The organism is Streptomyces sp. NRRL S-340 (genome assembly GCF_000720185.1).
Classification (GTDB): Bacteria; Actinomycetota; Actinomycetes; order Streptomycetales; family Streptomycetaceae; genus Streptomyces.
Genome location: NZ_JOIY01000040.1, coordinates 42297 through 66617, shown reverse-complemented (window position 1 = coordinate 66617; position 24321 = coordinate 42297). Strand labels below are relative to the sequence as shown.

Genomic DNA, 24321 nt, shown 5'->3' with positions numbered 1-24321 from the left:
GAGGGCTCCGGGCTGCGGCCGGATCCGACTCCCCGCCCTGTACGGGGAGTTGCGGACCATGCGCGCGGCATAGGCGGATGGACTACGGCTTATACCACTCCCCCTGCCACCTTGCGAACAACTTCTGTTATTCGGTGCAAACTGCTGAAAGCAGACGGTCGCTGGGGTTACTGTCAGTTTCGTGTTCGCTGCTGAACGTCGCCAACTCATCCTCGAAATGGTGCGAGCGAACGGTGCGGTGTCGCTCCGTGAACTCGCCCGTGTCGTCCAGACCTCCGAAGTGACCGTACGGCGGGACGTGCGGGCACTGGAGGCGGAAGGACTCCTCGACCGCCGGCACGGCGGTGCGGTACTGCCGGGCGGGTTCACCCGCGAGTCCGGCTTCCCGCAGAAGTCGCACCTCGCGACCGCGGAGAAGACGGCCATCGCCGACCTCGCCGCGGGTCTCGTCGAAGAAGGCGAGGCCATCGTCGTCGGGGCCGGTACGACCACCCAGGAGCTGGCCCGCCGGCTCGCCCGGATCCCCGGGCTGACCGTGGTCACCAACTCGCTGCTGGTCGCCCAGGCCCTCGCCCACGCCAACCGCGTGGAGGTCGTGATGACCGGCGGCACGCTGCGCGGCTCCAACTACGCCCTCGTCGGGTCGGGTGCCGAGCAGTCGCTGCAGGGGCTGCGGGTGTCCAGGGCGTTCCTGTCGGGGAGCGGGCTGACCGCCGAACGCGGGCTGTCCACCTCCAACATGCTGTCGGCCTCCGTCGACCGCGCCCTCGTCCAGGCCGCCGCGGAGGTCGTCGTCCTCGCCGACCACACCAAGCTGGGCGCGGACACCATGTTCCAGACCGTCCCGACCGAGTTCATCACCCGCCTGGTGACGGACGAGCCGCCCGCCCACGACGACCGCGCGGGCACCGAACTGCAGGCCCTGGCCGATCAGGGCGTGCAGATCGCCGTGGCAGGGCCTGCGGGAAACCCCGTGGGCGAGCAGGCCCCGGCCCGCGGCGAGCGCCGCCGGGACGTCCCGCTGCCCGGCCCGCGCCGCGGCCAGGTCACGGGTCCGGCCGCCACCCTGCGCGCCACGGGACTGGGCGGCCAGGACCAGTCGGCGGGTGCCGAGCGGGCGGCCCGGGTCGCGGACCTGCGGCGCCGGTGAGCGCCCGCCGGGGCCGGAGGCCGTGAGGCACTGACCGGCCCCGGGCGGCCCCTCATGGGACAGGCGCCCGGCCACCCGCTCGTCGCGGGCCGCCGGGCGCCTGTCGTGTGCCGCGGGTGTCAGTCCTTGATCTCGCAGATCGCGGCGCCGGAGGTGAGGGAGGCGCCGACCTCGGCGGTGAGTCCCTTGACGGTGCCGTTCTTGTGGGCGTTGAGGGGCTGCTCCATCTTCATGGCTTCCAGGACGACGATCAGGTCGCCCTCCTTGACCTCCTGACCCTCCTCCACGGCGATCTTGACGATCGTGCCCTGCATCGGGGAGGCGAGCGTGTCACCGGAGGCGACGGGCCCGGACTTCTTCGCCGCGCGGCGCTTGGGCTTGGCGCCCGCGGCCAGGCCGGTGCGGGCCAGGCTCATGCCGAGGGAGGAGGGCAGGGAGACCTCCAGGCGCTTGCCGCCGACCTCGACGACGACCGTCTCGCGGCCGGACTCCTCGTCGGCGTCCGTGTCGGCCGCAGCGGTGAAGGGCTTGATGTCGTTGGTGAACTCGGTCTCGATCCAGCGGGTGTGGACCGTGAAGGGGTCCTCGGAGCCGGTCAGTTCCGGGGCGAAGGCCGGGTCGGTGACGACCTTGCGGTGGAACGGGATCGCGGTGGCCATGCCCTCGACCTGGAACTCCTCCAGGGCGCGGGAGGCGCGCTCCAGGGCCTCCTTGCGGGTGCGCCCGGTGACGATCAGCTTGGCCAGCAGGGAGTCCCAGGCCGGGCCGATCACGCTGCCGGCCTCGACACCGGCGTCGAGGCGGACACCGGGGCCCGTGGGGGCGTCGAAGCGGGTGACGGTGCCGGGGGCGGGCAGGAAGTTGCGGCCCGGGTCCTCGCCGTTGATGCGGAACTCGAAGGAGTGGCCGCGCAGCTGCGGGTCGTCGTAGCCCAGTTCCTCGCCGTCGGCGATGCGGAACATCTCGCGGACCAGGTCGATGCCGGCGACCTCCTCGGTGACCGGGTGCTCGACCTGGAGGCGCGTGTTGACCTCCAGGAAGGAGATCGTCCCGTCCTGGCCGACGAGGAACTCGCAGGTACCGGCGCCTTCGTAGCCGGCCTCCTTGAGGATGGCCTTGGAGGCGCGGTACAGCTCGGCGACCTGGGCCTCGCTCAGGAACGGCGCCGGGGCCTCCTCCACCAGCTTCTGGTGGCGGCGCTGCAGGGAGCAGTCGCGGGTGGAGACCACCACGACGTTGCCGTGCTTGTCGGCCAGGCACTGGGTCTCGACGTGGCGCGGACGGTCGAGGTACCGCTCGACGAAGCACTCGCCGCGGCCGAAGGCGGCCACCGCCTCGCGGACCGCCGAGTCGTACAGCTCGGGGACCTCTTCGAGGGTGCGGGCGACCTTGAGGCCGCGGCCGCCGCCGCCGAAGGCCGCCTTGATGGCGATCGGCAGGCCGTGCTCCTCGGCGAAGGCCACGACCTCGTCGGCGCCGGAGACCGGGTCGGAGGTGCCGGCGACCAGGGGAGCGCCGGCGCGCTGGGCGATGTGCCGGGCGGCGACCTTGTCACCGAGGTCGCGGATGGCGTGCGGCGGCGGGCCGATCCAGATCAGGTCGGCGTCCAGTACGGCCTGGGCGAACTCGGCGTTCTCCGAGAGGAAGCCGTAGCCGGGGTGGACGGCGTCCGCGCCGGACTCCTTGGCTGCCTTGAGGACCTTGTCGATGTCCAGGTAGCTGGTGGCGGGGGTGTCACCGCCCAGGGCGAACGCCTCGTCAGCGGCGCGGACATGCAGAGCGTCCCGGTCCGGGTCCGCGTAGACGGCCACGCTCGCGATTCCGGCGTCCCGGCAGGCCCGGGCCACGCGGACAGCGATTTCGCCACGGTTGGCGATGAGCACCTTGCGCACGATTGAGGCTCCCTCCTTGAAACAAGCCGAGTTTAGGGACTGCCGACACGGCACTTCGACCCGTCCCCAATGGTGAGCTTGCCCACACGGAGCGTGATTCGAGGCTCGCTCGACCCGCGAAAGCCCTAGTCGCACCTCGGTACGCAGGGCTCCTGCGGAAAACCCTAGCCCCACGGTGTGGTCAAGGTCTCTGTGAGAGCGTGCTGCGGCCCACTTCGTTTCTTTGTGGAGTCCCTACGAATGGCCCAATGAATCTTTGCCCTCGGCAGAACCCTTGTCCCCAGGTTTACCCGTTAGTAGCGTTCGCGCTGTCTGACGGTACTGGCGGTAACAGGGCTCCGGGTGGAGCGGCGGTCGGAAGTGGGTGGAACCGGTGGTGCGCAGACCGGTGGCATGGGTCGTGGCGGTCGTGCTCTTCGCGGAGGCGCTCGGCTTCGCGGCGGTGAACTGGCTCCTCGGTGAGGTCGTCCACCGGCAGCGGATGTCCCTGGCCGGTCTGGACTCGAACGTGATGTCGACGTCCTCGAAGATCGGCGGAGTGGTCTTCGGCCTCTACCTCGCCCTGTGCGCCCTGGTCGCCCTGCTCGTCGCCGTGCGCGGCCGCCGCCCGGCCGGGTTCGGGCGGGTGCTGCTGATCAGCGCGGCCGTGGTGCACGCGCTGCTGGGCGCCTTCGCGTGGGGTCTGCTGGGCTGGACGGCGTTCCTGTCCATGATCGTCGTACTGGCACTGATCGTGCTGCTCCTGATGACCTACGACCAGGGGGAGGCGGAGGAGGAGCGGCCCGGGCCGCGGCCGGACGCGCCGGCGAGCGGCCCCGTGGGCGGCCCGCACGGCTCCGCTCCGGCGGCTCCCGGGGCCGGGCCCACGGCCCCCTGAGCGGCCTGCTCAGCTCTCCCGGGGCGGCGCCCACAACGCGGTGATGCCCACGCCCAGTTCCGCCAGCAGCCGCCGCACCAGGGGCAGGCTGAGGCCGATGACGTTGCCGTGGTCGCCGTCGATGCCGTCGATGAACGGGGCCGAGCGGCCGTCCAGGGTGAAGGCGCCGGCCACGTGGAGGGGCTCGCCGGAGGCGACGTACGCGGCGACCTCCTCGTCCGTCGGCTCCCCGAAGCGGACCACGGTGGAGGCGGTGGCCGAGGTGTGGCGGCCGGTCGCCGTGTCCCAGACGCAGTGCCCGGTCTGGAGGGTGCCGGCCCGGCCGCGCATCGCCTTCCAGCGGGCGACGGCCTCCTCCGCGTCGGCGGGCTTGCCGAGCGCCCGGCCGTCGAGGTCGAGCACCGAGTCGCAGCCGATCACCAGGGCGCCCTTGACCTCCGGGCGGGCCGCCACCACGGAGGCCTTCGCCTCGGCGAGGGCCAGCGCCAGCTCGGCGGGGGTGGGGGCGGTGATCGCGTCCTCGTCGACCCCGCTCACGATCACCTCCGGGTCCAGCCCGGCCTGCCGGAGCAGCCCGAGCCGGGCGGGGGACTGGGAGGCGAGCACGAGTCGGCGGCGCGGCTGGTCAGTCATGCGGTCAGGGTATCGGCGGGGCCCGCGGTCGCGCTCACCTCAGCCCGATCGCGAACATCGCCACCACCATGGCCAGCGCCATGAGAACACCGAGCCGCCGCAACATCGCCTGCATGTCGCGCAGTTCCTTCGGAGGCTCGTTCTCGGGGTCGGACCACAGCATTCCTCGATGGTCCGGCCGGGGGCGGGGCCGGCGCCTGAGTACGCGTACTCAAGTTGGTGCCGGCCCGGCCCGCGCGGTGCCCGCGGGCGGGCCGCGCCGCGCGGTCAGCCGGGCCAGTACGTCCGTGTCCAGGCCGCCGGGCCCGGACGGGGGCTGCGGCGGGCTGCGATGCGGGACGGGTCGGCCCAGGAGTCCCGGGGGCCGGGCGCGCCGGACGGCTGGACGGCCGCCGCCGCGGCGCGCGCCCGGACCACCGCCAGTGCGGCGGCCAGCTCCTCCGGGGTGGGGTTGCCTCGTAGGACCTTGATGGTCACAGCGGCTCCTTACAGGGCTCAGAGGGGGATGTTGCCGTGCTTCTTCGGAGGCAGGGATTCCCGCTTGGTGCGCAGTTGACGCAGGCCGCGGACGATGTGGGCCCGGGTGTCGGACGGCATGATCACGGCGTCCACGTAACCGCGTTCGGCGGCGACGTAGGGGTTGAGCAGCGCGTCCTCGTACTCCTGGATCAGGCGGGCGCGGGTGGCGTCGGCGTCGTCACCGGCGTCTGCGATGGTGCGGCGGTGCAGGATGTTGACCGCGCCCTGGGCGCCCATGACGGCGATCTGGGCGGTGGGCCAGGCCAGGTTCAGGTCGGCGCCCAGGTGCTTGGAGCCCATCACGTCGTAGGCGCCGCCGAAGGCCTTGCGGGTGATGACCGTGATCAGCGGGACCGTCGCCTCGGCGTAGGCGAAGATCAGCTTGGCGCCGCGGCGGATGATGCCCTCGTGCTCCTGGCCGACACCGGGCAGGAACCCGGGCACGTCCACGAAGGTGAGCACCGGGATGTTGAAGGCGTCGCAGGTGCGCACGAAACGCGCGGCCTTCTCGGAGGCGTCGATGTCCAGGCAGCCGGCGAACTGCATCGGCTGGTTGGCGACGATGCCCACCGGGTGCCCCTCGACGCGGCCGTAGCCGGTAAGGATGTTCGGGGCGAACAGCGGCTGCGTCTCGAAGAACTCGGCGTCGTCCAGGACGTGTTCCACGACGGTGTGCATGTCGTAGGGCTGGTTCGCCGAGTCCGGGACGATCACGTCCAGCTCGCGGTCCTCGTCGCTGACCGTCAGATCGGCCTGCTCGGGGAAGACGGGCGGCTCGGAGAGGTTGTTGGACGGCAGGTACGACAGCAGCTGCTTGACGTACTCGACGGCGTCCTTCTCGTCGGCGGCCATGTGGTGGGCCACGCCCGAGGCGGAGTTGTGGGTGCGGGCGCCGCCCAGCTCCTCGAAGCCGACGTCCTCACCGGTCACCGTCTTGATCACGTCCGGGCCGGTGATGAACATGTGGCTGGTCTGGTCGACCATGACCGTGAAGTCGGTGATCGCGGGCGAGTACACCGCGCCGCCCGCGCACGGGCCGACGACCAGGCTGATCTGCGGGACGACACCGGAGGCGTGGGTGTTGCGGCGGAAGATCTCGCCGTACGCGCCGAGCGAGGCCACGCCCTCCTGGATGCGGGCGCCGCCGGAGTCGTTGATGCCGATGACCGGGCAGCCGGTCTTCAGCGCGAAGTCCATCACCTTGCAGATCTTCTGCCCGTACGTCTCGCCCAGCGCGCCGCCGAAGACGGTGAAGTCCTGGGAGAAGACGGCCACCGGACGGCCGTCGACCGTGCCGTAGCCGGTGACCACACCGTCGCCGTAGGGCCGGTTCGCCTCCAGGCCGAAGTTCGTGGAGCGGTGCCGGGCGAACTCGTCCAGCTCCACGAACGAGTCCTCGTCCAGCAGGAGTTCGATCCGCTCACGGGCCGTCAGCTTGCCCTTGGCGTGCTGTTTCTCCACGGCCCGCTCCGAACCCGCGTGCGTCGCTTCCTCGATGCGCCGCTGGAGATCCGCGAGTTTGCCCGCGGTGGTGTGGATGTCGATCTCTTGGCGCTCTTCCGGCTCGGACATCGGGATCGCGGCTCCCTGCCTGCTCAAAAGGGGGGACGGTTACTCATCCGTAGACTAATGGGGCCCCCACCGTTCGGCAGTGCGGCGTTTCCCACACCTAGGGTGGGTTGCATGACGCCGCGAGATGCAGCAGACGACAGCCACGGCAAGCCCGGCGACCCGGCGCGCGGAAGCCGCTGGTCCGACCTCGACCGCCCGCCCCTGAACGCCGCGGCACTGCGCCGCGGACTGGTGCGTGAGGGCGGCCTGTGGACCGAGGTGCAGGTGGTGCAGCGCACCGGCTCCACCAACGCGGACCTGGTGGCCCGGGCGGAGGCGGGGGAGGCGGCCGAGGGCGCCGTCCTCGTCGCCGAGGAGCAGACCGCCGCGCGCGGCCGCCTGGACCGCCGGTGGAGCGCCCCGGCCCGCTCCGGGCTGTTCTTCTCGGTGCTGCTGCGGCCGGCCGAGGTGCCGGTGGCCCGCTGGGGCTGGCTGCCGTTGCTCACCGGCGTGGCGGTCGCCACCGGACTGTCCCGCTCCGCCGGTGTCGACACGGCGCTGAAGTGGCCCAACGACCTGCTGGTGACCGTCGGCCACGAGGAACGCAAGGCCGGCGGCATCCTGGCGGAAGGGGCCGGGGACGGCGGGGTGGTCCTCGGCGTCGGCGTCAACGTCACCCTGCGCGAGGACGAACTGCCGGTCCCGCAGGCGGGCTCCCTGGCCCTGGCGGGGGCCGTGAGCACGGACCGCGACCCGCTGCTGCGCGCGGTGCTGCGCTCGCTGGAGGAGTGGTACGGCCGCTGGCGGGAGGCGGGGGGCGACCCGGCCGCCGCGGGTCTGCAGGAGACGTACGCGGCGGGGTGCGCGACCCTGGGACGTAAGGTGCGCGCCGAGCTGCCGGGCGACCGGTCGGTGGTCGGCGAGGCGGTCGCGGTGGACGGCGACGGCAGGCTCGTCCTGGCCACGGAGAACGGCGTGCAGGAGCCGGTGGGCGCGGGCGACATCGTCCATCTGCGGCCGGCCTGAGCGGAAAGGGGGTGCGGGACGGGCGGGCGGCCCCGGCGCGCCTGCGCCCCGCCGCCGGGACGGGCGGCCGGCGTACGCTCCCGTGGCCCGTGGACGGCCGGCGCGCGAGGCGCGCGCTCCCTGCCGCCGGGCGGGCGACGGCCCAGCTCAGCTCCCTGCGCGGTCCGCTGTGACGGAGTGAGCTGGCGCACACCTGCCGTAGAGTTGAGGCCGGTCGATACCTGACCGTGACAGATCGGAAGGGCAGCAGGCGTGACCGTCGACGACACGGGCTCGGGTGCGCAGGACGCGGACGGCCGGGTGGATCCCCAGGCCGCCGACTCCGGCGAGGACCCGCTCGCGCTCCGTCTCGAACAGCTCATCCTGGGCGCGGAACGGCGCTACACCCCCTTTCAGGCGGCCCGCAGCGCCGGCGTCTCCATGGAGCTGGCCTCGCGCTTCTGGCGGGCCATGGGCTTCGCCGACATCGGCCAGGCCAAGGCGCTGACCGAGGCCGACGTCCTGGCGCTGCGCCGGCTCGCCGGTCTGGTCGAGGCCGGGCTGCTCAGCGAGGCCATGGCCGTGCAGGTGGCCCGGTCCACGGGGCAGACCACCGCCCGGCTGGCCGAGTGGCAGATCGACTCCTTCCTGGAGGGGCTGACCGAGCCGCCCGAGCCGGGCATGACGCGCACCGAGGTGACGTACCCGATCGTCGAGCTGCTCCTGCCCGAGCTGGAGGAGTTCCTCGTCTACGTCTGGCGGCGGCAGCTCGCCGCCTCCGCCGGGCGGGTCGTGCAGGTCGCCGACGACGAGGAGATGGTCGACCGGCGCCTGGCCGTCGGCTTCGCCGACCTCGTCGGCTTCACCCGGCTGACCCGCCGGATGGAGGAGGAGGAGCTGGGCGAGCTGGTCGAGGCCTTCGAGACGACCGCCGCCGACCTGGTGGCCGCGCGCGGCGGGCGGCTGATCAAGACGCTCGGTGACGAGGTGCTGTACGCCGCCGACGACGCGGGAACGGCGGCGGACATCGCGCTGCGGCTGGTCGAGACCATGGAGAACGACGAGACGATGCCGGAGCTGAGGGTCGGGATGGCGTTCGGCACGGTGACCACCCGGATGGGCGATGTGTTCGGCACCACCGTCAACCTCGCCTCACGGCTGACGTCCATAGCCCCGCGTGACGCCGTGCTCGTCGACAGCGCCTTCGCCGAGGAACTGATCCGCACGGGCGATTCCCCCGCCTCCGAGGCGCAGGCGGCCGAGGCCGCCCAGGCTGCGGAGAAGGAGGGCGAGGAACCGCCGGTGTACCGCTTCGCCCTGCAGCCGACCTGGCAGCGGCCGGTGCGCGGACTCGGCGTGGTCGAGCCCTGGCTGCTCACCCGCCGGGCCGAGCCGGCCCAGTGAACGGGGCCAGGCGCTGAGCGCCGGGTTCTGAGCGCCGGGTCCCGGGTCCCGGTCCCGGTTCCGGGTTCCGAGTGTTCTGCGCCGGAGTCAGGCCGTGAGCGTCCTGTGCGGGGAGGCAGGCCGTGGGCGGTCCGTGCCGAGCCTCATGTGCCGGGTGCCGGGTGCCGGGTGCCGGCGCCGGGCGGTGGGCCGCTGTGCTGTGTGCCGGGTGTACGTCAGCGGAGGCCGACGCACACGCCGATGACCGGGATGCACAGGTCTCCGTCGCTCCCGCCGCCCCCGCCGGACGACGGCGGCGAGGGTGCCGGGGTGCGGGTGCTCGGCGCGGGTGCCGGTGTGGAGGGATGGGGGGCGGGGGCGTGGGACGTGCCCGAGGGCGCCGGCGGGTGAGCAGGAGCGCCCGGCGCGGGCGTGGTCTCGGGGCGCTGTGACGCGGGGTCCGCCGCGGCGGCGCCCGCCGTCTGCGCCGGGCCGGTGGACGGGGCCGGGCCCGTGCCGTGCCCGGAGGCGGGCGGTGCGGGAGCGGTGCCCAAAGCCGCCACGGCGCCGACGCCGCCCATGGGCAGCGCGGAGGAGGGCAGGGCGGACGGACCCTTCCCCGCCCTCGCCGTGCCGGTCGCGGTGAGGGCGGCGCCGGACGACGGGGCGGCCGTGGTACCGCCCTGACCGGGGTGCCGGTAGGGCTCCGCCTCGGCGGTCCCAGGACCGCCGTGCCCGTACTCCGGGGTCAGGCGTACGAGGCTCAGCGCACCGGCGGCGAGGGCCAGCGCGCCCGCGGTGAGCAGTACCCGGCGCGGCCGGGGCCGGCGGTGGCGCCCCCGCAGGCGCGGGCCCCGGAAGAGAGCGCGGCGGCCGGATCCGTCAGGGGCGGCAGCGCCGGGATCCGTGGTGCCGGGGGTGCCGTCTTCCGGACCTGTGCCGCGGGGGGCGCTGCTTCGGGGATCTGCGCCGTCGGGGGTGCCGTCTTCCGGACCTGGGGCGCCCGAGGTGCTGCTCCCCGGGTGCCTGCCGACGTCGCGGTCGCCGGTGGTTATGGCGTCCTGCCGTGCGGTGCCGGCCGTGTCCGTCCTCATCGCGCTCCTCCCCGATGCGCTCGCGCCCCCGTTGCGCCGTGGCGGACGCACGCTATGCGGTGGCGCAGGGGTTTCACGCGGGGCGGCCGGAATGTCACTCGAACGGGGTGCCGGGTCTCGACAGGCAGCCCCTTTCCCCGTACGGGCGCGGCTGAGATGATCGGGGCAGGAGTTGTTAACCCGCGTTAACCGGGAGGGTGTCATGAGTGAGGAGCGGTTCGGGGAGTTCGTGCTGGTACGGCGGCACGGCCATGTCGCGGAACTCGTCCTCGACCGGCCCAAGGCCATGAACGCCGTGTCGACGGACATGGCCCGGTCGATCGCCGGGGCGTGCGCGGCGCTCGCCGCCGATCCGGACGCGCGCGTGGTCGTCCTGTCCTCCTCGCACGAGCGGGCGTTCTGCGTCGGGGCCGACCTCAAGGAGCGCAACTCCTTCACCGACGCCGACCTGCTGCGGCAACGGCCGGTGGCGCGCGGGGCGTACACCGGCGTACTGGAGCTGCCGATGCCGACCGTCGCCGCGGTGCACGGGTTCGCGCTCGGCGGCGGGTTCGAACTGGCGCTCTCCTGCGATGTGATCGTGGCCGACCGTACGGCCGTGGTCGGGCTGCCGGAGGTGTCCGTGGGCGTGATCCCCGGCGGCGGCGGCACGCAGTTGCTGCCCCGGCGGGTCGGCGCGGCGCGTGCCGCGGAGCTGATCTTCACCGCGCGGCGGCTGGAGGCGGCCGAGGCGCGGGATCTGGGGCTGGTGGACCTGCTGGTGGAGGAGGGCCGGGACCGCGAGGAGGCGCTGGAGCTGGGCGCCCGGATGGCGGCGAACTCCCCCGTGGGACTGCGCGCGGCCAAGCGGGCGCTGCGGCTGGGGCAGGGGCTGGACCTGCGGGCCGGTCTGGAGGTCGAGGACGCGGCGTGGCGTTCGGCGGCCTTCTCGGCGGACCGTGCGGAGGGCGTCACGGCCTTCAACGAGAAGCGGGCCCCGCGCTGGCCGGGCGAGTGAGTCCTTCCCCGCGGGTTCTTCCTTCCGGGCCCGTCCCGTCCGGGCGGTCCCGGTGGGCCGGTCCCTTCCGCATCCGTCCGTGCCGGGCGGTTCCGCGGGTTCTTGCGCCGGGATCACCGCACCGGTTCCGTCCGTGGTCGTGATCACGGCCTCTGTCAGCCCCACCAATGTCCCGAATCAGGTGAAACCTCCCTAGCCTGGGGTGATGGGCGAGAACAGGCGACTGGCCGCCGTCGTGGCGTTGGCGCAGGGGATGGCCGCGGCGCACACGCCGCGGGAGTCGTGGCGGGCGGCGGCGCTCGGGGCGTGCCGGGCGCTGGAGGGCAGCTTCGCCGCGCTGTCGGTGTGGGAGCGCGAGCGCGGGCGGCTGCGGGTGCTGGTGAACGTGGGGGACCGGGCGCCCGAGGAGGAGGAGTTCCCGGAGGGGGAGGCGTACCCGGTGCACCAGTTCCCGGAGATCGCCGAGTTCCTGCACGAGCGGTGGGCCTCCGGCGGCGAGCCGGACGCGTGGGTGGAGACCGCCGAGGGCCCGGCGGCGGGGCAGCCCGGGTACTGCCACCAGCGCGTCGCGGCACTGCGCCGGCGCGGCCGCGGCTGCTGCGTGGTCGCGCCGATCGTGCAGCACGGCCGGGCCTGGGGTGAGCTGTATGTCGCCCGGCCGGCCGGCCGGTCCGTCTTCGACCGGTCCGACGCCGACTTCGCCACGGTCCTCGCCGCCGTGGTGGCGGCGGGCCTCGCGCAGACGGAACGGCTGGAGGAGGCCCGCAGGCTGGCGTTCACGGACCCGCTCACCGGGCTCGCCAACCGCCGCGCCGTGGACGTACGGCTGGAGGAGGCGATCGAGCGGCACCGTGAGGACGGGGTGGTCGTCAGCCTCGTCGTCTGTGACCTCAACGGGCTCAAGCGGGTCAACGACACCCTCGGGCACGCGGTCGGCGACCGGCTGCTGGAACGATTCGGCTCGGTGCTGTCGCTGTGCGGGGCGACGGTGCCCGGCGCCCTCGTGGCACGGCTCGGCGGCGACGAGTTCTGTCTGCTCGCGGTCGGCCCGGCCGCCGACGAGGTGGTCAAGGCGGCCGACGAGCTGTGCCGGCGGGCGGCCGAGCTGGAGCTGGGGGAGGGCGTCGCATGCGGAGTGGCGTCGACCGAGGACGCGATCGGCCCGGTGCCCTCGGCCCGCCGGCTGTTCCGGCTCGCCGACGCGGCGCAGTACCGGGCCAAGGCGCTGCGGGCGGACCGTCCGGTCGTCGCCGGCCGGGAAGGCCCCGCGGACCCGGTGGTCCGCCTGGCCGACGAGCCTCCGGCCGCCCCCGACGCACCGGCCGAGCGGCGCCGCTTCCGGGGGCGCCGGCCCTGACCTGCCCGGGTGGGGCGGACCGACGGTCGTGGTAAGGGTCACCCCCCGGTCCCACTAGTGACATCTCCGCATTCACTGCGTACGCTCCTGAATATGGATATGCACACTGTGGTGGTGGGGACGTCGGGGGTCACCGCGTCCGACGTCCTCGCCGTGGCGCGCGACGGCGCGCGCGTCGAACTGTCCGGGGAGGCGGTGGCGGCCCTGGCGGCGGCCCGCGAGATCGTGGACGCGCTGGCCGCCAAGCCCGACCCCGTCTACGGCGTCAGCACTGGCTTCGGCGCCCTCGCGACCCGGCACATCAGCCCCGAACTCCGCGCCCAGCTGCAGCGCAACATCGTCCGCTCGCACGCCGCCGGCATGGGCCCGCGGGTCGAGCGCGAGGTCGTACGCGCCCTGATGTTCCTGCGCCTGAAGACCGTCTGCTCCGGGCACACCGGCGTCCGCCCCGAGGTCGCGCAGACCATGGCCGACGTCCTCAACGCGGGCATCACCCCGGTCGTGCACGAGTACGGTTCCCTCGGCTGCTCCGGCGACCTCGCGCCCCTGTCGCACTGCGCCCTCACCCTCATGGGCGAAGGCGACGCGGAGGGCCCCGACGGCACCGTGCGCCCGGCCGGCGAACTGCTCGCCGAGCACGGCATCCGGCCCGTCGAACTGCGCGAGAAGGAGGGGCTCGCCCTCCTCAACGGCACCGACGGCATGCTCGGCATGCTGGTCATGGCCCTCGCCGACCTCGACACCCTCTACAAGTCCGCCGACATCACCGCGGCACTCTCGCTGGAGGCGCTGCTCGGCACGGACAAGGTCCTCGCCCCCGAACTGCACGCCATCCGCCCGCACCCGGGCCAGGGCGCCTCCGCCGCCAACATGCTCGCCGTGCTCACGGGCTCCCAGCTCACCGGACACCACCAGGACGACGCGCCCCGCGTGCAGGACGCGTACTCGGTGCGCTGCGCCCCGCAGGTCGCCGGCGCCGGGCGGGACACCCTCGCGCACGCCCGCCTGGTCGCCGAGCGGGAGCTGGCCTCCGCCGTCGACAACCCGGTCGTGCTGCCCGACGGGCGGGTGGAGTCCAACGGCAACTTCCACGGTGCCCCGGTCGCCTACGTGCTGGACTTCCTCGCCATCGCCGCCGCCGACCTCGGTTCCATCGCCGAGCGCCGCACCGACCGGCTGCTCGACAAGAACCGCAGCCACGGTCTGCCGCCCTTCCTCGCCGACGACGCGGGCGTCGACTCGGGTCTGATGATCGCCCAGTACACGCAGGCCGCGCTGGTCAGCGAGATGAAGCGGCTCGCCGTGCCCGCCTCCGCCGACTCGATCCCGTCCTCCGCCATGCAGGAGGACCACGTCTCCATGGGCTGGTCGGCGGCGCGCAAGCTGCGCACGGCCGTCGGCAACCTGACCCGGATCATCGCGATCGAGCTGTACGCCGCCGCGCGCGCCGTCGAGCTGCGCGAGGGGCTGGCCCCGGCCCCGGCCAGCCGCGCGGTCATCGACGCCGCGCGGGAGGCGGGCGTGGGCGGTCCCGGCCCCGACCGCTTCCTGGCGCCGGACCTGGCCGCCGCCGACGCCTTCGTGCGCGAGGGCCGCCTGGTCGCCGCGGCCGAGACGGTGACCGGCCCGCTGCGGTGAGCCCGGCCCGGCCCGCTCCGCCGGCCGGAGCGGGCCGGAGCCCCGGCAGGATCAGAAGCCGAGGCGTTCCCGGCGTACCGAATAGACGACGAAGCCGGCGCCCGCCGCGAGGAAGAGCGACCCCCCGACGACGTAGGGAGTGGTGTCGACGCTTCCGGTGTCGGCCAGTTCGGTGCCGCCGCTGCCGGCCGCCCCGCCGGCGCCGGCCGTGCCCTCGGCGGTGGCGGTGTCCCCGGAGCCGGAGCCGGAGCCCGTGGCCGTCGCCGTCGTCCCGTCCGCGGCCCGGTCCGCCGTCGTACCCGCCGCGCGTCCCCGCTCCGTGGCGTGGGCCGTCGGCACCGCGTCGGCCACCGCTCTCGCCGGTGTGTCCCCCGACGCGCTCGCGGAGGGGACGAACCACAGGGCGCCCAGCAGGGTGCCCGCGGCGGCGGCGGTCAGAAGCGTACGGCGAGCGGTTGACACGGAATATCGATCCCCTTGTGGCACTGGCGAATTGGCCGTGTGGGGCGATGTTAGTGAAAGCCACGGGTCACGGGAAAGTCACGGGAGGTTTGACATGGGACCGGCCCGAGCGCGCCACCCGATCAGTAGCGCTTTGCGCCGATTCGCGCGTGCCGTGTGGGTGCGGCGCCCACTTGTGACCGACGACACTGCCCCCGCACCGAGGGGCGCGCGGTCCGGCGCGTGCGGTCCGGCGGGGCGCCGGGCGGCAGCCGCCGGGGCCCGCGGCCGGCCCCGCGACCCCGCCGTGCGCGACCCCGCCCCCACCGGGCGTGACCCCGCCTTTCCGGGCCGGGGACCCGGCGAGGATGATGGCAGGCACCTCCCGCGAACCCGCCCGCGCGGCGCCCCCGCGCCCGCCCCGCGGCCCGGCCGACGTGGCGAGGCACACACCGGGGCGGCCTGGGGAACGGGACGAAACGGTCGTAGCGTTGATGATTCGCGACGGGGGATTCGAGGGGTCCCGGGGAATACGGCAACGATGGAGAAGCGTGTGATGACGAACAGCAAGCGGCGCAGGGCCATGATGGCCTCGTCCGCTCTGCTCGGCGGTGTTCTGGTGCTCTCGGCCTGCTCCGGCAGCAGCAACGCGGCCGGCGGGAACAGCGACGACAGCTCGCAGGCCACGGCGGACAAGGCCGCGGCCCAGCAGACGTCGGAGGCCCAGATCAAGATCACACCGGCGGACGGCTCCGACAACGCGTCCATCAACAACTCGGCCGCGGTCGCCGTGACCAAGGGCACGCTGACGGACGTCACCATGACGACCGCCGACGGCAAGGCCGTCGAGGGCCGGATATCGGCGGACAAGACCAGCTGGAAGCCGAGCGGCCCGCTCGCCCGCTCCACCACCTACAAGGTCGCCGCCACCGCCACGGACGCCAAGGGCCGCGCCGCCCACGAGAACGCCTCGTTCACCACCGTCGCCCCGGCGCACAGCTTCATCGGCACCTTCACGCCGGACAACGGCACCACCGTCGGCGTGGGCATGCCCGTCTCGATCAACTTCGACAAGTCCATCACCGACAAGGCGGCGGTGCAGAAGCACATCACCGTCTCCTCCTCCAGCGGCCAGGAGGTCGTCGGCCACTGGTTCGGCGCCAACCGCCTCGACTTCCGCCCCGAGCAGTACTGGAAGGAGGGCTCCACCGTCACGCTGAAGCTCGACCTCGACGGTGTGCAGGGCGCCCAGGGCGTCTACGGCGTCCAGCAGAAGACGGTCACCTTCCACATCGGCCGCAACCAGGTCTCCTACGTCGACGCGAAGACCAAGCAGATGAAGGTCAAGCAGGACGGCAAGACCGTCAAGACCATCCCGATCTCCGCCGGCTCCCCCGAGCACACCACCTACGAGGGCGCGATGGTGATCTCGGAGAAGTTCACCCAGACCCGGATGAACGGCGCGTCGGTCGGCTTCACGGACTCCGACGGCAAGGGCGAGTACGACATCAAGGACGTACCGCACGCCATGCGCCTGACCACCTCCGGCACCTTCATCCACGGCGCCTACTGGAACGCGCCGTCCGTCTTCGGCAACGCCAACACCAGCCACGGCTGTGTCGGCCTGCAGGACACGAAGGGCGCCAAGGACACGAAGACGCCGGCCGCGTGGTTCTACAACCACTCCCTGATCGGTGACGTCGTGGTGGTCCAGCACACCGGCGACAAGACGGTCGCCCCGGACAACGGCCTCAACGGCTGGAACATGAGCTGGTCCCAGTGGAAGGCCGGCTCGGCCGCCTGACCCACCCTCAGTTGCCCCACCGGTGCCGCCCCGCGAGGGCGGCACCGGTGTTTTCGCGGCCGGAGGAAGCCGGGGCGGGGCCGGGCCGGTCTCCGTCCCGGCCGTCCGCCCGATCCGCCCGTCCGCCGGCCCGCCCGGTCCATCCGCCCGGCGTCACGCCGAGGGCGCCGGGCTCCCGCTCCCCGACCGGGTCGCGTCCGCACCCCAACTGGCCAGCAGGCGCAGCGACTCCGCGGACGGGGAGCCGGGCTCGGCGTGGTAGGCCACCAGCGACTGCTCGGCGTCGTCGGCCAGTTTGAAGGTCTCGTAGCGCAGCGCCAGCTCACCGACCAGGGGGTGGCGCAGGCGCTTGACGCCGTGGCTCTTCTCCTTGACGTCGTGGGTGGCCCACAGACGGCGGAAGTCCTCGCTCTTGACGGACAGTTCACCGACGAGGGCCGACAGCCGCGGGTCGTCCGGATAGCAGCCGGCCTCCATGTGCAGCGCGCACACGATGTCGATCGCCTTCTGCTCCCAGTCGACGTAGAGGTCCCGGGTGTGCGGGTCCAGGAAGACCATGCGGGCCCAGTTCCGCTCGGTGGCGGGCAGCTGGGACCAGTCGCCGAAGACGGCCGCCGCCATCGGGTTCCAGGCCAGCAGCTCCGAGCGCCGCCCCACCACGTACGCCGGGACGGTGTCCATCGTGTCGAGCAGCTGCCGCAGCGAGGAGCGCACCTGCTGCGTCGGCGCCGTCTGCTTCTTCTTGTGCTTGGGCTTGGCCAGATGGGTCAGGTGGGCGTGCTCGGCATCGGTCAGGCGCAGCGCGCGGGCGATGGAGTCCAGCACCTCCGCGGAGACGTTGCGGCCGTTGCCCTGTTCCAGGCGGGTGTAGTACGCCACCGAGACGCCGGCCAGCTGGGCCAGCTCCTCGCGGCGCAGACCGGGCACCCGGCGGTGGCGCCCGTAGTGCGGCAGGCCCACGTCCTCCGGCTGGAGCCGGGCCCGGCGCGTGCGCAGGAACTCGCTCAGCTCGGCACGCCGCTCCAGCCCCGCACCGGCCCCGGCGTGCGCCCCGGTCTCCGCGCCGGCCCCGGCGTGCGCCCCGGTCTCCACGCCGGCTCCGGCGCGCGCGCCGGTCCGCGCACCGCCTTCCGTCGCGGCCGTTTCGGGCTTTTCGTCCATACGTCCAGTATCCCTGGTCCTACGCACCGCATCCTGCCCCCGCCAGTGGTAGGCACAGCGGACGTACGCAGAACCGTGGTCTGGGCGGACGGCCCGCCAGCAGGCACGCTGTACGACGTGCCCGGCCGGAAGGCAGCCGGGCACGCCAACCGCTAGGAGACCCCTCGGCATGACCACTGTCGCCGCATACGCCGCCCCCGCAGCGAAGGCGCCGCTGGAGCGCACCACCATCGAACGCCGGGCAGTCGGCGAGTTCGATGTGCTGATCGACATCAAGTTCGCCGGCATCTGCCACTCGGACATCCACCAGGCCCGCGAAGGCTGGGGCCAGGCGATCTTCCCGATGGTCCCCGGCCACGAGATCGCGGGCGTCGTCTCCGAGGTCGGTCCCGGCGTCACCCGGTACGCGGTCGGCGACCGCGTGGGCGTCGGCTGCATGGTCGACTCCTGCCGCGAGTGCGACAACTGCGCCGCAGGCCTGGAGCAGTACTGCGTCCGCCGCCCGACCTGGACGTACAACGCCGTGGGCAAGGACGGCGAGCCGACCTACGGCGGCTACTCCGAGAAGATCGTGGTCGACGAGAACTACGTCGTCCGCATCCCCGACGGCCTGGCCCTGGACGTGGCCGCGCCGCTGCTGTGCGCCGGCATCACCACGTACTCCCCGCTGAAGCACTGGAACACCGGCCCCGGCAAGAAGGTCGCCGTGGTGGGCTTCGGCGGTCTCGGTCACATGGGCGTCAAGATCGCCCACGCGCTCGGCGCGGAGGTGACCGTCCTTTCCCAGTCCCTGCGCAAGCAGGACGACGGCCTGCGCATGGGCGCCGACCACTACTACGCCACCAGTGACCCGGCGACGTTCGAGCAGCTCCAGGGCTCCTTCGACCTGATCCTGAACACGGTCTCGGCGCCGCTCGACTTCCCCGCCTTCCTGTCCCTGCTGCGCACGGACGGCGCGCTGGTGAACGTCGGCCTGCCCGAGGAGCCCGTGCAGATCCCGCTCTCCGCCGTCGCCGGCGGCCGGCGCAGCCTGAGCAGCTCCAGCATCGGCGGCATCGCCGAGACCCAGGAGATGCTGGACTTCTGCGCCGCGCACGGCCTGGGCGCCGAGATCGAACTGATCGGGGCGCAGGAGATCAACGAGGCGTACGAGCGGGTGCTGGCCAGCGACGTGCGCTACCGCTTCGTGATCGACACGGCGACGATCTGAGACACCCGGCGCCGCCCGGCCCCACGCGCACGCGGGGACCGGGCGGGCGCGCGTCAGTGCGGCAGGGTCGCCGGGTTGCCGCCGTTGGCCTCGTAGCCGGCCACCGCCAGGGCGCGGTAGACGGCGAACTCCGCCGCCGGGTCCTCGGACAGGGTCCAGGGCAGGGCGCCGACGTGGCCGTCGACGTGTACGAGCTGGTGCATGGCCTCCGCCCAGCGTTCGGAGCGGACCAGGAAGAAGATGAGCAGGTGGCGCACGTGCGCTGCCATCGGGTCGCCGGGGCGGGCCGAGTGGATGGCGTGCAGGGCGCCGTGGACCGCCTTGGTGACGACCTCGCTCTGGTAGAAGCCGCGGACCAGGTTCACCTCGGGGAGGTGCTCGAAGACCGCGAACAGCGGCATGGCGGCGAGCAGCGAGCCGCGCGGCGCGCGGGCCGCGGCGGCCTGGGCGAACTCCATCGCCAGCTGCCGCGAGCCGTGCCACTTCTCGCACCAGTAGTGCAGCGCGGCCAGGTGGGCGCCCATGTGGGCCGGGGCGCGGTCGAGGATCTTCAGCCAGAGCTGCTCGAACTCCGGCCGGGAGTAGGAGAGTCCGCGCGCCACCGACAGCTCGATGATGTAGGGGACCGGATCGCCCGGGGCCAGCAGCGCGGCCTCGCCGCACGAGACGCGGGCCTCCTCCATGATGATCCGGAACTCGTCCGTCCCCGGCGTCGACGTCCGCCACGCCTGCTGCACCAGGAACTCGGCGTGCACCGCCGCGCCGCCCGCGTCCTTGGGGGACTCCGCCCGCCACACCCGCAGCCACTGCCCGCCGGGCGTCTCGCTGACGCCGCCCGGGCGCTGCTGGAGTTCCAGCGCCGCGGCACCGGCGAAGGCCTGGACGCGCTGCCAGCGCAGCTCGCCCTCCGCCTCGGTGCCCGCCAGCAGCTGGGAGGCGGCGTGGTGGTCCTGGGTGCGCTGCACCAGGTCCAGCACGTCCAGCAGGTCCTGGTCGGGACCGGGCATGCGGACGTCCAGCTCCTCCTGCGGTGCGAACCCGTAGTCCGCCGGGTCCGCCGCGTCCGGGTGCCCCGGCGGGACCTGCTCGATGACGCCCCGCCTGCGCCGCAGGAACGGGAGCAGCACGAAGCTCAGCAGGACCAGCGCCGTCAGCACCCAGAGAATCTCCATGCCTCAAGCGAACCAGACCGCGCCGTCAATTGGCCAACCTGCGCCCCGGCCTGTGGAAAACCCCGCGGCGCCCGCCGTGCCCGGCGCCCCGCGCCGGGGCCCCGGGAGCACTACCCTCGGGCCCATGAGCGACGAGCACATCAGTCAGCACTTCGAGACCCTCGCGATCCACGCGGGCAACACCGCCGATCCCCTCACCGGCGCGGTCGTCCCGCCGATCTACCAGGTCTCGACCTACAAGCAGGACGGCGTGGGCGGTCTGCGCGGCGGTTACGAGTACAGCCGCAGCGCCAACCCGACCAGGACCGCCCTCGAGGAGAACCTCGCCGCCCTGGAGGGCGGCCGCCGGGGCCTCGCGTTCGCGTCCGGACTGGCGGCCGAGGACTGCCTGCTGCGGACGCTGCTCGCCCCCGGCGACCACGTGGTGATCCCGAACGACGCCTACGGCGGCACGTTCCGCCTGTTCGCCAAGGTCGTCTCCCGCTGGGGCGTGGAGTGGTCGGTGGCCGACACCAGCGACCCGGCCGCCGTACGGGCCGCGATCACCGAGCGGACCAAGGCGGTGTGGGTGGAGACCCCCTCCAACCCGCTGCTCGGCGTCACCGACATCGCCGCCCTCGCCCAGGTCGCCCGGGACGCCGGTGCGAAGCTCGTCGTGGACAACACCTTCGCGACGCCGTACCTGCAGCAGCCGCTCGCGCTGGGCGCCGACGTGGTCGTGCACTCGCTGACCAAGTACATGGGCGGCCACTCGGACGTCGTCGGCGGCGCGCTGATCGTGAGCGACGCCGGACTCGGTGACGAACTGGCGTACCACCAGAACGCCATGGGCGCCGTCGCCGGCCCCTTCGACTCCTGGCTGGTGCTGCGCGGCACCAAGACCCTCGCGGTGCGCATGGACCGGCACAGCGAGAACGCCACCAAGGTCGCCGACATGCTGTCCCGGCACCGGCGCGTGACGCGCGTCCTGTACCCGGGGCTGCCCGACCACCCCGGTCACGAGGTCGCCGCGAAGCAGATGAAGGCGTTCGGCGGCATGGTCTCCTTCCGGGTCGACGGCGGGGAGGAGGCGGCCGTGGAGGTCTGCAACCGGGCCAAGGTGTTCACCCTCGGTGAGTCCCTCGGCGGCGTCGAGTCCCTGATCGAGCACCCGGGGCGCATGACCCACGCGTCCGCCGCGGGCTCCGCCCTGGAGGTCCCCGCGGACCTGGTCCGCCTCTCCGTCGGCATCGAGAACGTCGACGACCTGCTGGAGGACCTGCAGCAGGCCCTCGGCTAGTACACCGGGCCGCTGTTCGCCGGCCACCGGCCACCGGCCGGGCGGCCGGCGCGAACAGGAGTCCCGGGGTCCGGTCGCCGGAAGCCCGGTGGCCCGGTGGCCCGTTTCACCAGTCCGTCACCGGCGGGGTCGTCTGCGAAGGCGGCTCCGCCCAGGGGCGTACCGTCAGCGCCCACACGGTGAAGGCGACGGCCGCGGCGCACAGCAGCAGCCACAGGGCGCGGCGGGCGAGCGTACGGCGGCGCAGCATGCGGGCGCCGCGGCGTACGGCGGCGTCGTACAGCCCGGCGGGCACCTGGGGCGGTGTCTGCTCCAGGATCCGCCGTACGGCCGCCTCACGCTCCACTCTGTTCACCACGCCCCCCGTCGTCCTCCGGTGCTGGTCACGGCTCGCCTGCGCTCGCGCACGTGTTCGCTCTCGGTGTCCCGTCCCGTGCGCCCGGCGGGGACGGGCGGACCGCCCCGGCTACGACGGGGCCACCTTCGGGCCGCGTACGGCGGGAGCGGCGCGCGCGGGCGCGTGCGTGAGCGCGGCGATCGCCCGGTCGCAGATCACGCGGACCCGTTCGGTGGGCAGGCCGAGCAGAGCGGCGGCCTGCTCCTCGGCGACGCCCTCGTACAGCCGCAGGACGATGACCAGGCGTTCCTGGGCGGAGAGGGCGGCCAGGGCGCCGGGCGGCGCGGAACGGCCGCGGCCCCGCACGCCGTGCCGGTGCCAGGCCTCCCGGGCGAACCGCGTCGCCAGCGACTGCCGGGCACGCTCGTAGGGGTCCTCGCCGCGCAGCCGGTCCCAGCACGCGTACGTGTGCGCGAGGGACAGGGTCAGCAGGCGCCGCGCGCGCGGGTTGTCCCGCGGTGCCTCCGCGGTGAGCAGGGTGGCGGCGTGCAGCAGCCGCCCGGCGGCGCCCGCGACGAACGCCTCGAACTCCCGGGCCCGGCGCGCGCCGGGGGACGCCTGCCGCTCTCGCACCGCGCCTCCTGCCGACGGCCGTCGTGGGAAGGGGGACCACGGCCGTGACGGGACGCGAGAAACCGGTGCGACCGAACCCCCCGGGTCTCATATCAGGCCAGGGGCGGCCCGTCGGTCAAGAGCCGTGCGGACGGCATGTGGCGCCGGGGCGGCCCCGCACGAGCGTGCCCGGGCCCCGGCGCGCACCCGGGCGGCGGTCAGGACGCCGGTCCCGCCTCCCGCGCCGCGCCGCCCTGCGGCGACTGGCGGCCGGAGAGCGCGTGGTTGAACCGCGTCAGCAGGGAGCAGAAGGCCGCGCGCTCCTCGGGCGTCCAGTCCTCGGTCAGCTCGGCCATCAGCCGGCGCCTGGAGGTGCGGACCTCCTCCAGCCGCGTCAGCCCGCGCGGGGAGAGCTGGAGCACCACCGCCCGCCCGTCCTCGGGGTGCGAGGTCCGCTTCACGAGCCCGGTGTCCACCAGCGGCGCCACCTGGCGGGTGACCGTGGAGGAGTCGATGCCCATGCTCGCGGCGAGCGCCTTGACGCCCATCGGGCCTTCCTTGTCGAGGCGGTTGAGCAGCAGGTAGGCGGCGCGGTCCATGGAGTTGCGGACCTGCCCCACCCCGCCGAGCCGGGTCTGTTCCGCACGGCGGGCGAACAGCGCCACCTCGTGCTGGAGGGTTTCGAGGAGACCGGTGTCACCGACGCTCGTCATGTCCATCGACATTTCAGGTGTTGTGGGCATGGCCGGAGGCTCACTTCTGACGGGCTGCTGGGTTGGGGGACAGGGTACGCGGCCGGACGGCGGGGCGTACCGGCGCTGCGCGAACCGGTCTCGCGGGTTGGTCACGGGCGACCCGCCGCGGCCGTGAACTGCGAGACTTCCATCATGAGCTACGGCACGGCTGAGTCCTTCCCGCCCGTCACGCTGGACGATGTGCGCGGCGCCCAGAAGATGCTCTCGGGCGTGGCGCGGGTGACCGCCATGGAGAGCAGCAGGCACCTGTCCGAACTCGCGGGCGCGCCGGTCCTCCTCAAGTGCGAGAACCTCCAGCGCACGGGCTCCTTCAAGCTGCGCGGCGCCTACGTGCGGATCGCCGGCCTGCTGCCGGAGGAGCGCGCCGCGGGAGTGGTGGCCGCGAGCGCGGGCAACCACGCGCAGGGCGTCGCCCTGGCCTCGCAGCTGCTCGGGGTGCACGCCACGGTGTTCATGCCCAAGGGCGCCCCGCTGCCGAAGATCAGCGCCACCCGGGGCTACGGCGCCGAGGTGCGCCTGCACGGCCAGGTGGTCGACGAGACGCTGGCCGCCGCGCAGGAGTACGCCGCCGAGACCGGCGCGGTCTTCATCCACCCCTTCGACCACCCGGACGTCATCGCGGGGCAGGGCACCGTCGGGCTGGAGATCCTGGAGCAGTGCCCGCAGGTGCGCACGATCGTCGTCGGTGTCGGCGGCGGCGGGCTCGCGGCCGGGATCGCGGTCGCGGTGAAGGCGCTGCGGCCGGACGTGCGGATCATCGGGGTGCAGGCGGCGGGCTCGGCGGCTTACCCGCCCTCGCTGGCGGCGGGACGGCCGGTGGCGATCGGCAGCCCGGCGACGATGGCCGACGGCATCAGGGTCGGGCGGCCGGGCGACGTGCCGTTCGGCATCGTCTCCGAACTGGTGGACGAGGTGCGCACGGTCGGCGAGGACCAGCTGTCCGCGGCCCTGCTGCTCCTGCTGGAGCGGGCCAAGCTGGTGGTGGAGCCGGCCGGGGCCAGCCCGGTGGCGGCGCTGCTCTGCGCCGAGGGGGGCGAGGGCGCCGAGGAGGCCTTCGAGGGGCCGGTCGTGGCGGTGCTCTCCGGCGGCAACGTCGATCCCGTGCTGCTCCAGCGGGTCCTGCGGCACGGGATGGCGGCGCAGGGCCGCTACCTGGCCGTCACGCTGCGGCTGACGGACCGGCCCGGCGCCCTGGCCACCCTGCTCGGGGTGCTGTCGGCGGTCGACGCCAACGTCCTGGACGTCAGTCACGTACGGACCGACCCGCGGCTCGGGCTCACGGAGGCCGAGGTGGAGCTGCACCTGGAGACCAAGGGCCAGGCGCACTGCGCCGAGGTCGGCCAGGCCCTGCGCGAGGCCGGCTACACGGTCATCGTCTGAACCGCGGCCCTCCCGCGGCCCGCGCCGGGTGCTGCGCCGCCCCGCGCCGGGTACGACGAAGCCCCCCGTGCCCG

Annotated in this window: 23 protein-coding genes; 11 read left to right on the top strand and 12 right to left on the bottom strand. The window is 73.7% G+C overall.

All coding sequences use genetic code 11. The features are described 5' to 3' along the window. The first annotated feature begins 181 nt into the window (after window positions 1-181). Window positions 182-1150 carry a DeoR/GlpR family DNA-binding transcription regulator gene (locus tag IG64_RS28555; protein WP_078884273.1) on the top strand — a complete coding sequence of 323 codons (969 nt, stop codon included), beginning with the start codon at window positions 182-184 and terminating at the stop codon, window positions 1148-1150. Between the two features lie 119 nt (window positions 1151-1269). Here the strand turns inward: IG64_RS28555 and IG64_RS28550 are convergent, their stop codons facing one another. Continuing rightward, window positions 1270-3042 (bottom strand): acetyl/propionyl/methylcrotonyl-CoA carboxylase subunit alpha, encoded by a 1773-nt coding sequence (locus IG64_RS28550; RefSeq protein ID WP_037861388.1) that lies wholly within the window; start codon window positions 3040-3042, stop codon window positions 1270-1272. A 373-nt stretch (window positions 3043-3415) separates the two neighbouring features. Between IG64_RS28550 and IG64_RS28545 the strand changes: the two genes are divergently transcribed. Beyond that, window positions 3416-3919 (top strand): hypothetical protein, encoded by a 504-nt coding sequence (locus IG64_RS28545; protein WP_037861410.1) that lies wholly within the window; start codon window positions 3416-3418, stop codon window positions 3917-3919. Window positions 3920-3928: 9 nt separating this feature from the next. On the opposite strand, the gene IG64_RS28540 is transcribed toward IG64_RS28545, so the two are convergent. The 4 genes from IG64_RS28540 to IG64_RS28530 form a co-directional block, all read right to left on the bottom strand. After that, window positions 3929-4552: a Maf family protein gene (locus IG64_RS28540; protein WP_037861386.1), complete on the bottom strand. Its 624-nt coding sequence runs from the start codon at window positions 4550-4552 to the stop codon at window positions 3929-3931. Window positions 4553-4586: 34 nt separating this feature from the next. Then, window positions 4587-4715: a morphogenic membrane protein MmpB gene (mmpB, locus tag IG64_RS42910; RefSeq protein ID WP_267883417.1), complete on the bottom strand. Its 129-nt coding sequence runs from the start codon at window positions 4713-4715 to the stop codon at window positions 4587-4589. Window positions 4716-4819: 104 nt separating this feature from the next. Next, window positions 4820-5029, bottom strand: coding sequence for an acyl-CoA carboxylase epsilon subunit (locus tag IG64_RS28535; protein ID WP_037861384.1), 210 nt, complete (start codon window positions 5027-5029; stop codon window positions 4820-4822). Between the two features lie 18 nt (window positions 5030-5047). Continuing rightward, complete coding sequence (locus IG64_RS28530; protein ID WP_037861383.1) at window positions 5048-6643, bottom strand: acyl-CoA carboxylase subunit beta; 1596 nt, start codon at window positions 6641-6643, stop codon at window positions 5048-5050. A 111-nt stretch (window positions 6644-6754) separates the two neighbouring features. Here IG64_RS28530 and IG64_RS28525 point away from each other — a divergent pair, with 111 nt between their 5' ends. Continuing rightward, window positions 6755-7648 carry a biotin--[acetyl-CoA-carboxylase] ligase gene (locus tag IG64_RS28525; RefSeq protein WP_037861381.1) on the top strand — a complete coding sequence of 298 codons (894 nt, stop codon included), beginning with the start codon at window positions 6755-6757 and terminating at the stop codon, window positions 7646-7648. Window positions 7649-7900: 252 nt separating this feature from the next. Next, the gene (locus tag IG64_RS28520; protein ID WP_037861379.1) at window positions 7901-9031 is read left to right on the top strand and encodes an adenylate/guanylate cyclase domain-containing protein; all 1131 of its coding nucleotides are present in this window, start codon (window positions 7901-7903) and stop codon (window positions 9029-9031) included. 215 nt (window positions 9032-9246) lie between these two features. Here the strand turns inward: IG64_RS28520 and IG64_RS37710 are convergent, their stop codons facing one another. Further along, window positions 9247-10104 carry a hypothetical protein gene (locus tag IG64_RS37710; RefSeq protein WP_051813414.1) on the bottom strand — a complete coding sequence of 286 codons (858 nt, stop codon included), beginning with the start codon at window positions 10102-10104 and terminating at the stop codon, window positions 9247-9249. Between the two features lie 202 nt (window positions 10105-10306). On the opposite strand from IG64_RS37710, the gene IG64_RS28510 reads away from it, so the two are divergent. The 3 genes from IG64_RS28510 (at window position 10307) to hutH (ending at window position 14096) form a co-directional block, all read left to right on the top strand. Next, on the top strand, window positions 10307-11101 hold the full coding sequence (locus IG64_RS28510; protein ID WP_037861377.1) for an enoyl-CoA hydratase/isomerase family protein: 795 nt from the start codon (window positions 10307-10309) through the stop codon (window positions 11099-11101). A gap of 205 nt (window positions 11102-11306) precedes the next feature. Next, window positions 11307-12458: a GGDEF domain-containing protein gene (locus IG64_RS28505; protein WP_037861374.1), complete on the top strand. Its 1152-nt coding sequence runs from the start codon at window positions 11307-11309 to the stop codon at window positions 12456-12458. 99 nt (window positions 12459-12557) lie between these two features. Continuing rightward, a complete protein-coding gene (gene hutH, locus IG64_RS28500; RefSeq protein ID WP_037861373.1) occupies window positions 12558-14096 on the top strand; it encodes a histidine ammonia-lyase in 1539 nt (512 codons plus the stop codon). Between the two features lie 51 nt (window positions 14097-14147). On the opposite strand, the gene IG64_RS28495 is transcribed toward hutH, so the two are convergent. Then, complete coding sequence (locus tag IG64_RS28495; protein WP_037861371.1) at window positions 14148-14558, bottom strand: LAETG motif-containing sortase-dependent surface protein; 411 nt, start codon at window positions 14556-14558, stop codon at window positions 14148-14150. Between the two features lie 520 nt (window positions 14559-15078). Here IG64_RS28495 and IG64_RS28490 point away from each other — a divergent pair. Continuing rightward, complete coding sequence (locus tag IG64_RS28490) at window positions 15079-16341, top strand: L,D-transpeptidase (RefSeq protein WP_199811668.1); 1263 nt, start codon at window positions 15079-15081, stop codon at window positions 16339-16341. 153 nt (window positions 16342-16494) lie between these two features. Here IG64_RS28490 and IG64_RS28485 read toward each other — a convergent pair whose 3' ends face one another. Beyond that, window positions 16495-17502, bottom strand: a complete 1008-nt coding sequence (locus tag IG64_RS28485) for a helix-turn-helix domain-containing protein (RefSeq protein ID WP_037861370.1) — start codon at window positions 17500-17502, stop codon at window positions 16495-16497. Between the two features lie 169 nt (window positions 17503-17671). Here IG64_RS28485 and IG64_RS28480 point away from each other — a divergent pair, with 169 nt between their 5' ends. Then, complete coding sequence (locus IG64_RS28480) at window positions 17672-18712, top strand: NAD(P)-dependent alcohol dehydrogenase (RefSeq protein ID WP_037861369.1); 1041 nt, start codon at window positions 17672-17674, stop codon at window positions 18710-18712. Between the two features lie 53 nt (window positions 18713-18765). On the opposite strand, the gene IG64_RS28475 is transcribed toward IG64_RS28480, so the two are convergent. Further along, entirely contained in the window at window positions 18766-19884 is a 1119-nt protein-coding gene (locus tag IG64_RS28475; RefSeq protein WP_037861368.1) for a hypothetical protein, read from the bottom strand. 124 nt (window positions 19885-20008) lie between these two features. Here IG64_RS28475 and IG64_RS28470 point away from each other — a divergent pair, with 124 nt between their 5' ends. Beyond that, the gene (locus IG64_RS28470) at window positions 20009-21163 is read left to right on the top strand and encodes a cystathionine gamma-synthase (RefSeq protein ID WP_037861366.1); all 1155 of its coding nucleotides are present in this window, start codon (window positions 20009-20011) and stop codon (window positions 21161-21163) included. 106 nt (window positions 21164-21269) lie between these two features. Here the strand turns inward: IG64_RS28470 and IG64_RS28465 are convergent, their stop codons facing one another. The 3 genes from IG64_RS28465 to IG64_RS28455 all read right to left on the bottom strand — a co-directional run bounded on the left by IG64_RS28465 (window position 21270) and on the right by IG64_RS28455 (window position 22831). Continuing rightward, on the bottom strand, window positions 21270-21518 hold the full coding sequence (locus tag IG64_RS28465; RefSeq protein ID WP_037861406.1) for a hypothetical protein: 249 nt from the start codon (window positions 21516-21518) through the stop codon (window positions 21270-21272). Between the two features lie 111 nt (window positions 21519-21629). Continuing rightward, the gene (locus tag IG64_RS28460; protein ID WP_037861364.1) at window positions 21630-22133 is read right to left on the bottom strand and encodes a sigma factor-like helix-turn-helix DNA-binding protein; all 504 of its coding nucleotides are present in this window, start codon (window positions 22131-22133) and stop codon (window positions 21630-21632) included. A gap of 197 nt (window positions 22134-22330) precedes the next feature. Next, window positions 22331-22831 (bottom strand): MarR family winged helix-turn-helix transcriptional regulator, encoded by a 501-nt coding sequence (locus IG64_RS28455; protein ID WP_037861405.1) that lies wholly within the window; start codon window positions 22829-22831, stop codon window positions 22331-22333. Between the two features lie 168 nt (window positions 22832-22999). Between IG64_RS28455 and ilvA the strand changes: the two genes are divergently transcribed. Then, window positions 23000-24247, top strand: coding sequence for a threonine ammonia-lyase (ilvA, locus tag IG64_RS28450; protein WP_037861362.1), 1248 nt, complete (start codon window positions 23000-23002; stop codon window positions 24245-24247). The last annotated feature ends 74 nt before the right edge of the window (window positions 24248-24321 follow it).